The organism is Ideonella sp., from assembly GCF_044358605.1.
Taxonomy (GTDB): Bacteria; Pseudomonadota; Gammaproteobacteria; order Burkholderiales; family Burkholderiaceae_C; genus Ideonella.
Genome location: NZ_JBIKNQ010000088.1, coordinates 1 through 13,489 on the forward strand (window position 1 = coordinate 1; position 13,489 = coordinate 13,489).

General features: G+C 61.0%; 10 protein-coding genes and 1 pseudogene. All 11 read right to left on the minus strand.

Annotated elements, in window-relative coordinates:
* Positions 1-122 precede the first annotated feature (122 nt).
* Positions 123-284: pseudogene (locus tag ACIQ3Q_RS21155) on the minus strand (sugar ABC transporter permease); the annotation flags it as partial.
* 92 nt (positions 285-376) lie between these two features.
* The gene (locus tag ACIQ3Q_RS21160) at positions 377-1,618 is read right to left on the minus strand and encodes an ABC transporter substrate-binding protein (RefSeq protein ID WP_396271224.1); all 1,242 of its coding nucleotides are present in this window, start codon (positions 1,616-1,618) and stop codon (positions 377-379) included.
* Between the two features lie 35 nt (positions 1,619-1,653).
* The gene (locus ACIQ3Q_RS21165) at positions 1,654-2,847 is read right to left on the minus strand and encodes a maltoporin (RefSeq protein ID WP_396271215.1); all 1,194 of its coding nucleotides are present in this window, start codon (positions 2,845-2,847) and stop codon (positions 1,654-1,656) included.
* A gap of 106 nt (positions 2,848-2,953) precedes the next feature.
* Entirely contained in the window at positions 2,954-4,396 is a 1,443-nt protein-coding gene (locus tag ACIQ3Q_RS21170; protein WP_396271216.1) for a sensor histidine kinase, read from the minus strand.
* A gap of 114 nt (positions 4,397-4,510) precedes the next feature.
* The gene (locus ACIQ3Q_RS21175; RefSeq protein ID WP_396271217.1) at positions 4,511-5,185 is read right to left on the minus strand and encodes a response regulator; all 675 of its coding nucleotides are present in this window, start codon (positions 5,183-5,185) and stop codon (positions 4,511-4,513) included.
* Positions 5,186-5,248: 63 nt separating this feature from the next.
* Positions 5,249-7,552 (minus strand): S8 family serine peptidase, encoded by a 2,304-nt coding sequence (locus tag ACIQ3Q_RS21180; RefSeq protein ID WP_396271218.1) that lies wholly within the window; start codon positions 7,550-7,552, stop codon positions 5,249-5,251.
* Between the two features lie 110 nt (positions 7,553-7,662).
* Positions 7,663-8,223, minus strand: a complete 561-nt coding sequence (locus ACIQ3Q_RS21185; protein ID WP_396271219.1) for a hypothetical protein — start codon at positions 8,221-8,223, stop codon at positions 7,663-7,665.
* Between the two features lie 275 nt (positions 8,224-8,498).
* Entirely contained in the window at positions 8,499-8,873 is a 375-nt protein-coding gene (locus ACIQ3Q_RS21190; RefSeq protein ID WP_396271220.1) for a hypothetical protein, read from the minus strand.
* 131 nt (positions 8,874-9,004) lie between these two features.
* Positions 9,005-9,511, minus strand: a complete 507-nt coding sequence (locus ACIQ3Q_RS21195) for a hypothetical protein (RefSeq protein WP_396271221.1) — start codon at positions 9,509-9,511, stop codon at positions 9,005-9,007.
* The gene (locus ACIQ3Q_RS21200; protein ID WP_396271222.1) at positions 9,504-11,744 is read right to left on the minus strand and encodes a hydroxyethylthiazole kinase; all 2,241 of its coding nucleotides are present in this window, start codon (positions 11,742-11,744) and stop codon (positions 9,504-9,506) included. The genes ACIQ3Q_RS21195 and ACIQ3Q_RS21200 overlap by 8 nt, the downstream gene beginning before the upstream one ends.
* A 28-nt stretch (positions 11,745-11,772) precedes the next feature.
* Positions 11,773-13,489: type VI secretion system Vgr family protein (locus tag ACIQ3Q_RS21205; RefSeq protein ID WP_396271223.1), on the minus strand; the 1,717-nt coding region annotated here is incomplete at its 5' end.

Sequence of the window (13,489 nt, forward strand, 5' to 3'; positions counted from 1 at the left end):
TGAACAGGCTCTCGGTGAAGGTGTCGGCGCCGCGCATAGGTCTCTCTCAGATCGAGATGCTCACATTGTCCTCGCTGCGCCTCGCTCGACCATCACAACCGGTCGGTATTTCAGCAGCCTGCTAGGCCCACAAACTCGTAGTTGGGCAGCAGGCGCGAGGCGCTGACGGAGAGATAGCCATTCCAGGCCATCAAGCCGTAGATGAACAGGAAGGACAGGATGAAAGAGGGCGCCACCACCAGCTTGGGCAGCCAGGGGGTGCGGAGTGCGGAAGGTGCTGACATGGGCCGCCGGTCTCATGCCGCAGGCCCCGAAGGGCTGCGGCCGGTGTAGGGGAAGGGCAGCGCTTCGCAGCGCTGCCCTGGGCGCAAGACGCTTACTTGGTCTTGGCCGCAGCCACGATCTTGGCCATGGCGTCCTTGGCGCTCATCTTGTCGGTGTTCCAGAACTGGCTCACCGCATCTTTGATGGCGCCTTCAGCGGCCGACGGCACGGCCATGCCGTGGGCGATGGAGGGCACCAAAGCGCCCGACTTGGCCGTGGCGACAAAGTCTGCCGACGAGGTCTTGGCGCAGTCGTCGAACTTGTCCATCTTCATGCCTAAGCGCACCGGGATGGAGCCCTTGTTCAGGTTGAACAGCTCTTGGAACTCCGGCGACATGATGGCCGTGGCCAGGTCCTTCTGGGCCTTGACGTTGGCATCTTTCTTCAGCTTGAACAGCGCGAAGGAGTCGACGTTGAAGGTGAAGCTCTTGGCCGTGCCGGGGGCAGGGGCGCAGACAAAGTCTTTGCCCGGCACCTTGCCTGCGGCAATGAACTCGCCCTTGGCCCAGTCACCCATGATCTGCATGCCGGCTTCACCCTTGATCACCATGGCCGTGGCCAGGTTCCAGTCGCGCCCGGGGGCGTTCTTGTCGGTGTAGGCCTTGACCTTCTTGAAGGTGCTCAGCACGTTTTCCATGGTTGGGCTGTTCAGCGTGGCGGGGTCCAGTTGCACCAGGGCCTTTTTGTAGAACTCCACACCGCCCACGCCCAGGGCCACAGCCTCAAAGGTGGTGAAGTCTTGCCAGTTCTGGCCGCCATGGGCGACCGGGGTGATACCGGCTTTCTTCAGGGCCTCGGCGGCCACAAAGAACTCGTCCCAGTTGGTGGGCACTTTGGCGCCAGCCTTCTTGAAGGCTTCGGGGTTGGCCCACAGCCAGTTGACGCGGTGCACATTAACCGGCGCGGCAATGTAGTTGCCCTTGTACTTCATGATGTCGCTGACCACCTTGGGCAGAGACTCATCCCACTTTTCGGCTTTGGCCACGTCGTCCATATTGGCCAGCACGCCTTCACGGGCCCACTCTTGCAGCGAGGGGCCTTTGATCTGTGCGGCGGCCGGGGCATTGCCCGAGACCACGCGCGACTTCAGCACGGTCATGGCCGAGTCACCGCCGCCACCGGCCACGGCAAAGTCTTTCCAGGTGTGGTCTTTGGCTTGCAGCGTGGCCTTCAGGGCAGCCGCCGCCTTGGCCTCGCCACCGGCGGTCCACCAGTGCAACACTTCCACTTCACCGGCGTGGGCGGCAGCGGCGCAGGTCAGCAGGGCGCCCAGGGCGAGGGCGTTGAGGGTCATTGTCTTGTTCATGTCGGTCTCCTAATGTTGTTAATTCAGAACCACCATTCGACTTGAGCACCATAGCTGGTTCCCGAAGTCTTGTCCGCGAAGCCCGCTTGGCCGGTGACGTTACCGGCGGCCTTGTTCCACTTGCCGTGGGTCACGTAGAGGCGCAGCTCGGGGCGGCTCCAAAAGTCGCTGTTGATCGACAGCGTGGGCGCAATCGTCACCTTGGTCAGGCGGGCCGTTTCGCCCCCTTCAGGCTTGTATTGCGACACGCCCGCTTCGGCCACCAGCTTGAAGTTCTTGCTGACGCCATAAGACACGCGACCGCCCAAGGTGGAGGCTGTGGTCTTCTTGCCGTCGTTGTCTTCAGAGCTGCCCAAGAGCGCAATGGCCTGGCCACCAAAAGCGCCCGACTGCCAGTTGATGCTCTCCACAATGCGCAGGCTCTTGGCCGAGGACTTGCGGGTCAGGTCGCCAAAGTTGGACTCCAGGCTGGCAGAGCCGGTGGCCACTTGCAGCCACAAGGTGTTGGAGAGACCGGTGCCAAAGAGCTTGGACTGGTCGTGCCGCAAGCTGGCGCCAAAGCCGCCGGTGCCGCCGTCGAACTGGCCCTTGGTGGCGGTGAAGAACAGGTTGGCCTTGCCGTTCTCATTGCTGTTGAGGCCCAGCACTTCCACATTCAGGCGGTTACCCGGCTTGGTTTGGTCGCCGTCGGTCTTGTACCAAGCAAAGCCCAGCTTGCCGCTGCCCACGCCAATGCCCTTCACGCCGGCGCCCACGCCCTTCATGTCGGTGAAGAACCAGTCGACGATGTGCACATCGCCCCGGCGGCCCCGGGCTTTGCCGATCCAGAAGCTGGCCTCGGGCATCACGTCAAAGCCCTTGGCTTCGGCGTAGAGCTGCTCGAAGTTGAAGCCGCTGCCGTTTTGGTCGGTGGAGTTGGAGTAGTGGTTCACCATGATGGTGCCGCTGTACTCGATGCCGTCCTTGACGTACTTCTGGTCGATCTGGAACTCGCCGTAGATGTCGCACTCATTGCCCAGGCGGTAGTTCAGGCCGCGCGCAATGCCGTTGCCAGCGCCGTCGTTCAGGTGGTAGCAGGCGCGTGCCGTGCCCGACTTGGTGGCGCCGGGGCCGCCGCGGAAGTAGCCGCTGTAGTCCAGCGCCTGGGCGCTCATGGACACGGCGCCCAAGCCCAGCAGGGCGGCAGACGACAACAGGGTTCGTACGTGGAATTTCATCAATGTCTCCGTTTGCATGGTGGAAGGGCTCTTGCCCACGGCCGCTGTTGTGCAGCACGAATGCAATGTTAATGAGACATTAATAAGTTAAAGATAGGTACTAACATTAATGTTCTGTTGATGAATCTTTCGGGAGTTGTAAGGAGACGCGCAAGCCCTGCGGGTTCAGGCTTTGCAGCCGCACCGAGCCCGCATGGCGCTCAATGATCTCCTTCACGATCGCCAGCCCCAAGCCACAGCCATCGTCATTCAGGCCCAGACTCTGGGCGCCGGCACTCAGGCGCACAAAGCGCTCAAACACGGCTTCGTGTTGGGCGGCCTCAATGCCGGGGCCGCTGTCGTCCACGTCCAGCACGGCCCAGGCGCCGTGGGCATGGGCACGCACGGTCACCTCGCTGCCACGCCCGGCATAGCGGATGGCGTTGTCGATCACGTTCACCAGCGCTTCTTTGATGAGCAGGGCATGGCCGTGCACAGGCAGCGCGACGTCTGAGCTGTCCTCGCTGAGCCCTAAGTCGACCCCGGCTTTCAGGGCACGCGGCACCATGTCGGCGGTCACTTCTTGGGCCAGACGCGCCAAGTCAAAGTGGGTGCGGCCCAGGGCCGCATGGGACTCGGGCTCGGCCCGCGCCAGGGTCAGCAACTGGGTCACCAAATGGGCGCTGCGCGAGGCGCTTTGGTGCACCCGCTCAAGCCGCGCCTTCAAGGCCGGGTCTTGGGTTTCTTTCAGGGCCAACTCGGTCTGACTTTTCAGCCCGGCCAGGGGCGTGCGCAACTGATGGGCCGCATCACTGATGAAGCGGCGCTGCGCCGCCATGCTGCTTTGCACGGCGGCCAGCAGGCTGTTCAAGGCCACCACCAGCGAATGCAGCTCGGTGGGCGCGGTCTCCAACTGCACCGGCGCCAGGTCATTGGGTGCACGTACCTCCACCTGCTTGCGCATGCGCTCCAGCGGGGCCAAGCCCGCCCGAATGCCGGCCCAGACAATCATGGACATCAGCACCATCAGCGCGGAGAGCGGCAGGGCAATGTCGCGCAAGATTTCGGTGGCCAGGGTCTCGCGGCTCTTCAGCCCGCGCGCCACTTGCACCAGCATGGTTTGGCGCGGCTGGTCCTCATCCCCATAAGCCAGAAACAGCGCGGCCAAGCGCACGGGTTTGTCGTCCACCCGGCCGTCATAGAGCAGCGGCTCGTTCAGGCGCGGCGTGCCTTTCACCTCAGGCAAGGTGAGGTTCTGATTGCCCAGAATGAACTGCCCGGGCGGGGTGCTGACCATGTAGTAGACCCGGTCGTCGGGGTCAGACTCAATGATGTCCTGCGCTGCACGTGGAAAGTCGATGAACAGCCCGTTGCCCATGGGCTTGACCTGCCGCGCCAGCGAGCGTGTGGCCTGGGTCAGGCTGGCATCAATGGCCTGGTTGGTGTAGCGGGCGGCCAGCACATAGCTGCCAAAGGCCCCGGCCAGCCACAGCACCGCCTGCGGCACCAGCAGCCACAGCAGCAATTGGCGCCGCAATGAGTGCGGGCGCAGCAGGCTGGTGCGGGTCACTGTGGCAGGTCGGCCGTGAGGCCGGGCAGGGTGTTTAAATTCATGAACGCAAGCTTAACAAACCCGCGCATGCGGTGCCAATTGGGCACGCTGCAGCCACCGGCCCACCGCCCCTCAGTCGTTCGACTCCAGCAAGTAGCCCAAGCCCCGCACCGTGCGAATGGCCAAGCCCGAGGTTTCCAGCTTGCGGCGCAGGCGGTGGATGTAGACCTCGATGGAGCCTGGACTGGCGGCTTCAGACGGGTCCGAGCCCCAGGCGGTGGCGATCTGCTCTTTGGTGACGACCTTATCGCGCTGGCCCAGCAGCAGGTCCAGCAGCATCCACTCGCGCGGGCTAAGGTCCAAGGGCTCGCCGTCAATGCTGGCGCGGCGCGCGTCGCGCTCAAAACTCAGCTTACCCCACTGTGCCGCCGTGTTGGCCGGGCTGCTGCGCGCGCGGCGCAACAAGGCCCGCAGGCGAGCCTCTAGCTCGGGGAAGTCAAAGGGCTTGGTCAGATAGTCATCCGCCCCCGCATTGAGCCCCGCCACGCGCGACTCCAGGCTGTCAGCCGCCGTCAGCACCAACACCGGCAAATCCGGCTTGGCCAGCCGCACGCGCTTGAGCACCGTCAGCCCGTCCACCATGGGCAAGCCCAGGTCCAGCACCGCCACATCAAAGGCCTGCTTCAACAACAAGAACTCCGCCACCGCCCCATTGGGCGCATGCTCCACCGCAAAGCCCACTGCCCATAATTGGGCTGAGAGGGCGTCCGACAAGATGGCATCGTCTTCAGCAAGGAGAAGGTTCATGAACGAGAGCTTAATGCACCGAGACAGGCTTGGGCAGGCGGGGTAACCGCAGGCGGGGCATCGCTACACCGTCAACAACATCTGCATCAAATTCGGAATCCCCTTGCCCTGGTGATACCGATCCCGCCCGATGTCCACGCAGGTGTTCAGCAGAATCTTCTTCACCTCATCTGGGCGGCCGATGAACTCGCGACGGACGGACAAGAAGGCGGCCAGCAGGCCGCTGACATGGGGGGCGGCCATGCTGGTGCCGCTTTCGTACAGATAGGCTTGTTGGTCTTTGCCTTGCCAGCGGGCGTTGCAAGAAAGGATGCGCTCGCCGGGGGCCACTACGTCGGGCTTGGGGCGGCCATCTGCAGTGGGGCCGCGCGATGAAAAGCTAGAGACACCGTAGAGGTGCGGCTTGTCGGCGTTGACCGAGCCCACGGCAATGCATTCTTCTAAGTTGGCCGGGTCGCCCACCGACATCGGGCTGTTGAGGTCGGCCACGCCGTCGGGCGTGCTGACCTGCAGCAGGCCTTCGTTGCCGCAGGCCACCACGGCCAGCACGCCGTCGCGCCACAGGCGGCGCAGTTCGGCGCAGATGGGCGAAAAGCCACAGCCATACACCGTCGGGTCAAAAGGCCCGCCCAAAGAAAGGTTGACCCCGTGGATGGCCAAGCCATCGGCCCGGTTGGCGTTGGTGTGGGCGATGTGGTCCAGCGCTTTGATGATCCAGGCGTCTTCGCCTTGGCCTTGGTCGTTCAGCACTTTGTAGACCACCAAAGAGGCCTTGGGCGCTACGCCGCGAAGGTCATGTTCGCTGCCGGCGCTTGCCAACTCGCCAGGGCTGGATTGCCCCGCAATGATGCCGCTGACATGGGTGCCATGGCCGTCCTTGTCGGTGGCGGCCTTGACGAGCACAGGCGGGCCGACCTGTGTGCAGTCGTAGACGGTCAGCCGGGTGGCTTTGAAGTGCGGATGGTTGGCCTGAATGCCGGTGTCGAGCACGGCCCAGGTGACACCTTGGCCGCTGGCCGAGAAGCTGGCCAGCGCCGCGTCTGATTTGATGACGGCGTGCGAGCGCCTGTCGGTCAGGCGCCGCTTGCTGCTGCTGCGCCAGACGGCATAGACGCGCATCTCTTTGTGCTGCTCGGCCACCCTGGTCAGCTCGTCGGCGGTGAGGTGTGCGGCCACAAAACGGCGCAGCTCGTCGATGCGGGCGTCCTTGGGGTCGTGCTGCATGTTCAGCAGCATCTTGTGCAGCTTCACGGCGGCGTTGTGCACACGGCTGGCCAGGGTGATGGGCTCTGCGGCTTGGCGCTCCATAGCCTGCAGGTCAGCGTCGGCTTCGTTCAGGGCCGCGTAGCCGGGTTCCAGCACCTCGATCAGCACCGGGTGGCGCACTTGGGGCTCTGCGGCCAGGCGCTCCGCCACGTCGCGGGCCATCACAAAGCGGGCCATGGAATCCATGCGGGCCGAGGTGTGGATGGCGCGCCGCACCGTGGGGTGGGCCAGGTAGCCTTCTGCCGCATGAGGGTTGAAGCCCCACAGCTGTTGGCTCTGGCGGTTGAGGATGAGTTCGTCTTTCAAGATCACACCGGGGCCAGCGATGAAGTCAGCCGTGACGGCCTTGTCCGCCGCGACCGGGTCCAGCGGGTCGGCAAAGTTGAGCCAGTGCTTGACGAGGGCGGGCACCTTCCGCCCCTCGGGCTGCAGAAAGTCTTGAATCTCATCCAGGCCCAACGGCGAGCCCAGGGTGATCAGGGCCTCCAACTGCACCCCGTCACTGGGTTTGAGTTGGCTCAGCACCTCAAAGGCAATGACCGAGCCCAAGCTGTGCGCCACCAAAGTGATGGGGCGGCCTTTGGCGGCCAGCAGTTGCTTGCGCAGGCGTTCTTGGGCGATGTCTCGCAGCGGGCGGCCGTCCTTGTTCCCGAAAAAATAGGCCGCAACATCCCCCAAAAATGCGGTCAAAAAGACGCGGCTGATCGGCTTGCGCGCCCAGGAAGGCAGGGGTAACACCTTGGTGCTCATCCGCCGACTGTCGATCGCGTCAATGCCGAATCGCCTCAACAGACGGCGAGCCAGGGCTTCAGAGGCCGGGTCCCCGTTGAGCGCATAGGGCTTGAGCGCAGCGTTCAGGTCAATGGTGCTGCCAGCGCCGCGTGTGCGTCGAGCACCTGGGGCCGTCACCGCACCAGGGTCAGGCGCATGCAGCAGATCGGCCCAATAAGCTAAGGCGCTGTTTTCTTGAAGATCGCGCCCGCTGACCGCCAAATCCCAGCGAGCCTTCAGGCTTTGCAGCGGGGGTTGATCGCCAATGCCGTGGATGTAAATCAACACCGGCTCGCCCTGCGCCGCCGCCTTGCCCAGTGAACGTGCCACGCGCGCTCCTCAATGAGTTTTGATGTGGAGGTCAGGGTATAGAACCTCAACCGTACAGCGATCATAAGGGCCAATGGGCGGGGGCGACGATGCGGCCTTGCCCTGGACGGTCAGGGCCCTTGCTCCATCGCGAGCTGAAAGAAGATCCGCTGCGGCGCCTTGGGGTCGTTGGAAATCGAGGCGTAGCCGCCTTTGACTTTGGGGGCCAGCTTCCAGCGCACATCGCAGGTGTCGCTGCCCACTTCGCCCGCCCCCAACTCGGCCTTCACGGCTTGGTACAGGCTGTCGCAGGTGATGGGAGCGGAGAGCTCCAAATCGATGAGGCCCAAGCCGCCATCCTGTACCGACGCTAGGGTCAAGCCTGCCGTGGGCGGGCAGCTCAAGTCGTTAGTGCCCGGCGGCTTCTGGCAGCCCGGGAACAAGGCTGACATCTGGGCCCAGCTTTGGGTCAGGATGCTCGGGTTTTGAGCCAATGCTCGCACCCAGCCGAGCGCATCCGTACTCGGTGCTTGCACGGCCACGGCAGGGCTACTGGCCACTAGGGCCGCCGTGGCGAGCGATGTGGCGGTCACGGGCGTGGTGCGCACTGGCGTGTTGGGCGTGGTGGGTTTCTTATCGCAGGCCGTGAGCGCCAAACTCAATAGAGGTGCGCAGAGGAAGTAGGGCTTCATTCGAAAGCAGCTTTATCGATACTGAGGGCCGGGTCTATCAGGTCTTTGCGGCGCTGAAGCGGTAGGTTGTCCTTGACCGCCAATGCCGCTGCGGCGGAGGCTGCATATATCGCTAGGCTGGTCGTGATCACAGAATTCCACTGCTCACGCCCATTCAAAATAGATACCCGAGTTGAATGGCAGGTAAGAAAGTCATCTCGGCGAAAGTGCAGTCCACCAGCTCGTCGAAAGCTGGTCTTTTGCGTCAGGGCCCAAGTCATTGATGATGGCATGCATCAGTCGAAAAAAAAACTCACCGTAGATCGGTTTCTAAAGTTAATGTAGTCAAGAGACCTTCCAAATTGATTCCCGTTGTCTGAGCCATTTTCAATGTAGCGACCGATCACTTTCCCATCAACAATTTCAAGCCAACTTCGCTTGTACTCCGTAACTCCAGACTTTTTACTATCTATTGACTGTTCATCTTCAAAAACAATAGGAATAGATGTTTTTGATTTTTCATAAATAACCAAGCCGCTGACATATTCTTTTAAATCTCCATCGAAATATGTTCTGAAAGTCAAAGCAGCCAAGCGACTGGTCTGTGGTTTGTACTGCTTATAGCAAATCACATCGGAATCCGCTCCGGCGTGCGACTTCGACCAGATCATGGCGAGCAAAAGACATAGTGTCAATTTTTTCATTGTTTCCGCATGGTCTCTGTTCTTCGCAACTTAGCTCAGGTTGGCGTGTCGCATCTTAAACCTCATACGGCCCTACCATCTTCAACCCACTCGTTCTGTTATTGCGGATTGGGCAGAAGCTTGCCGGTCATGGAATCGATTCTTCCGAAATATTTACCTTTAAAATCTGTGCATTTATCTAACAATGAAATTTCTATTGAATCTGCTGATTGATCAGTCATCTTCCTGCTCTTGATATCAAAGAGAGATTCATCAATCAGTATTGCTGAACCGTCTCTTGTGAACTTAACCTCAAAGGGTCCTCTCGACAGAGTAAAGCTGCTCAATGGCCGCATATCTGTCAAGCTAATGATGGTCACTCCATTAAATGGAATTGAGCCCACTTTCTTTAGAGGGGGGGCCTCCCCCCATACAACAATTAAGGATTTGTCGCATTTGACCTCAAAGGCATCGACACGGTGATTTAGACGTGCACTCTTTCTTGCTCCAAGTTTTTCGACTTCTATGGAATTTTGTGGCGCTGGCCGAACATCAAAACCAACAGCCTTGGGACTGGAGCAGGCGAACAGGAATAAAACAACTAAAAATGAGGCGAATTTAATCATCACCAAGTACCTTGTATGCGCCAATTGCTTGGCTGAATCGCAATGGAGCAGGGGGCTTTTCATATGGGTTGACTAGTGCAGACACCGCATCAGAAGCGGCTTGACTTACCCCTCGATCAGCCGCCCGCGCTGTCTTGTGGGCCGCGCAATAAAACCCTGCTGTGTCTACAGCGTTATACGGGCTGTCAGCTGCAAGTTGTGGATTCGTAATTTCGGGAGCAGTTCTGCCATTATTGAACCACTGTGCATCAAAGCTTGATGACTGGATCCATCCCCTATAAACCCAATACTGGGCATAGTTATAGCGACCGGTCAGTTGCTTCATGCCGCGCCCTCTAAACTTTAAGCCATCGCCTGGACTGGTATTGCCTAGATCTTTACGACCCTCGTAATAACCCTTCCTTCCGGGGACTACGAAATAACTCAAAGAATCCCTATTGTCCTTTGTTTCCGTGAGGTATCCATTGACCTCTGATCGAATGGAGATGTGATTATTTAAAATTGCTGGTTTCACCCCTATGGATGCCTCTCTAACCAGCAAGAAATAGTACGTTTCTTGCGCACTCTGGCCAAAAAAATGAGCCATCCGGTTCGCACGCAGAATTGAGTATTTTCTGAAAACTTTATTTAAGGGTGCGGTGTATGTTTCAAAAATATCAACCCTGGCCTTCCCGACATCAGAGTATGTCTTTTCAGGGTAGACCCTCATCCACTCCGCCTTACTGATCCACTGGCAGCCTCTGAAATGTTTCACAAACTCTCTAGGCTGCCAATGCCAAACAGCTGACCCCACGCCAATATCTGCCGACCAAAACGCCAGCTTCTGGATGTGCGCCGCGAGTAGGCCAAATTCAGTCTCGTTGAAAGGCTCGGCGTTCTCTTCGGTCTTGGTCTTGAGCCAGCCCCAGCGTGCCTCAACCGTGTTGGCATCCCACTCGGTTGGGAACTTACAGATCGTTTTGGAGAGCTTGCTGATGACCGCGGAGTCTCTCAGCCGCCCCTCGGCTTCCGCCAAGGTCACTTTGCCGTCTGCATTGACATCCAGCCAACCTTTGATCGTGGCGGAGTCGCAGCGACTGTCGCCTCCCGCGCTCCCGGCACTGTCGTCGATCAACTTCCACCCCATCCAATGAGGGAAGTCAGCATCGCTGAACTTGCGCACCCCCGACGCATTGAGATTGACCCAGCCGGTGCCGCCCGGATACGCCACCTTGCGCCAATGCGGCACATCTGCAGGCGTCAAAGTTTCTTCAGGCGTGTTCACGATGCGGCCAAAGCGCAGTAACTCGTACACCGCACTCGGGGCAGGCTGCCCGCCTTTTGGGTAGGCCTTAGAAATGTCCGTGGCTCGCTTGTAGAGGTTGTATTCCGCATCCACCTCTTCGGGCGCGCTACCTACAGCGGAGCCGTCTAGCTTAAGCGTGCTGAGAAAGGCGCTGCCACGGTGGCCTTCTGCGCCTTCTCCGCAGGCATATCGCATCACAACGACCAAGCTATCCGAAGCTGTGCTCGTATAAATCGGCTGCAACGCCACCTTGGGCGGCAGTGGCCCGTTGGGTTTGAGTGGCGGTGGCTGAATGTGCGCCTGAACGACGTGGTCCAAGGGCTTCTGATTGAAGAATTGGGCGCCTGCTGGCAACACGAAATGAAGGCCGCCATAGACGGCGTCGCGCCTGCCGTCATTGGCTAAGGCCAAGTCGCCGCTCTGCCACCCCAAAAACTTGCGCACATTGGCGTCGTCACAAAAGACTTCGAAGTGGATGCGACGGCGGCTATCCCCATAAATCTGCCCGGCTGTGCCCAGTTTGTCTTTGCGGTAAATCTGCTTCTTGGCTTTGATGGCAGGGTCGAGCGCGCTCAGGTGCATGTAAACGGAAAAAAACGTCACCGACGCGTTAGGCCCTTCGCCTATCTCGGTGGTGTGGCGAATGACCACTACGCCGTTATCGGTCCACCCACCATAGCCCTGCGGGTCCGTGGGAGACAGTGGGCCTGGCGGTTGAGGGCTGGCTTGACGTGCGATGAGGACCTCGCCATCGGCGATGGCGCGAACAGGCTCAGCCTGCCCACCTGTGAGTGGCGCATCCAGGTGCAAGCCGCCGTGCCAACTCAGGCCGAAGCTCACCGGGAAAGCGCCATCTCCTGGCACTCCGCCAGACATGCAGCGGTCTATCCAAGCACTCTCTGTCTCGGTCTGAAGACGTGCAGGCAAAAAGGGCGGGCTGATCAGCATCGTTGAATTCGCGTTAATCCGTCAGCGGTCACATCGAGAAGCGGTACTTACGATCGGTGGTCATGTCCGCTTTGGGCAGAGTAGGCAGGTCATACCCCACTCGACTCGGCCCCCCAAACTTCCTCACACTCGCCTTCACCGTAATGGTCCCTGGGCACTGCACCGTGATGTTGCCGCCCTCTAGGGTGATGTTGGCGCCACCGGCTGTGGTGAGGGAGATCTTCTTGGCCGCAGCCCAGTCGATGTGGCTGTTGGCGCTTTGGATGTTGACTCTGCCTTTGGCGGCCACTTGCAGGGTGCTGGCTTGGGCTTGCAGGCTCAGGTCGCCTTGGGCGGCGATGAGGCTCAAGCCCGTGCCTGCGGCTTCGGTGCCGGGCTTGATGGCGCCGCCCAGCATGCCGATGGCTTGGCCGCTGTGGATGCGCAAGGCCCCGCCGGTGGCTGCGCTGCTGTGTTGGCCTGCGGCGAGTGTGAGTGTTTCGGCGGCGGCGGTGTGGAGGTCTTGGCCGGCGGTCTGCACCAGCCCTGCGCGGGCGCTGATGGCGATGACGGGGGCGGTGGCGTGGGGCAGCGCTTGGGCTTTGTCTTGGGTGCCTTTGATGCTGGCGGCGTCGCCTTGGGCTTGCTCCCAGCTTTGGCCCACCAGGCCGCTCAAGGCGATGTAGAGGGCGTTGAAGGGGGCGTGTTCTTGGCTCAGGCTGCTTTCGCTTTGGCCGCTTGTGCCTTCGTGCCCAGCCAGCTTCACGGCTTGGTGGGTGGCTGCGGCTTGGCTGAAGCTCTGGCCCAGGGCTTGGAGCTGTTTGGCCAGGGCTTGGCCCGCCACGTTGTCGCCGGCGGGTTCTTGCTCGGGCAGGCCGTAGCTGCTGATCAGCACACCTTGGCCGCCGCGTATGGCGCCATAGGCGTCGGTGCGCAGTTCAAACCCCAGGCCTCTGAAACTGCCCCGGTGGTTGTCGGCCTGGTGCACCAAGTGGCCCAGGTTGAGCTGGGTGGCGTGCTGGCTGGTGGCGAGCTGCGTGCGGAGTTGGCTTGGCGTGTCGTCAAACACCAGTTGGTTAAAGCCTTGGCCGCCAAACTCTTTGGTCTTGAAGCCGCTGAGTGCGGCTGGGTTGGCCTGGACGCCTGCCGTGTGGCTGTGCGGGCTTGCGCCATGCCAGGCGGGGCTGTGGCCTGCGCCCATGAGGTTGCCTTGGGCGCTGGGCTGGTGGTCTGCGCTGTGGGCGAAGACGCTGGTGTCGCTGTCTTGGTTCACCCCGCCAGGGCTTGGCGCATTGCCTCCTTCACCTTGCCCGTTGTAGAGCGTGCCGGTGATGACGGGCCTGTCGATGTCGTTGTCTAAGAAGGTGACGATCACCTCTTGGCCGATGCGGGGGATGAACTGCGTGCCCATGCCCGGCCCGGCGGCACTTTGGGCCACGCGCACCCAGGTGCTGCTGGCACTGGTGTTAGGCAGCGCGCTGCCGCTTTGTGCCGCATGGCGCTGGAAGGGGAACTGGATGCGCACGCGCCCCAGGGCGTCCATGTGCAGCTCATCCGCCCCGCTGGCTTGGGTGTGGCCGTCTGGGCCGACCACGGTGGCGGTCATCAGGCCGGGGCCGGTGTGGCGGGGGTTGAGGCCCGCGCCGCTGCCGTCTTGCAACTGCGGCCGCCAGGGGATGGCGATGCGGCTGGCTTCAAACTGGTTGGCATAGCCACGCTCGTGGGCTTGTTGGCGCAGCTCTGGGGGCAGCCATTGGGGCAACTGG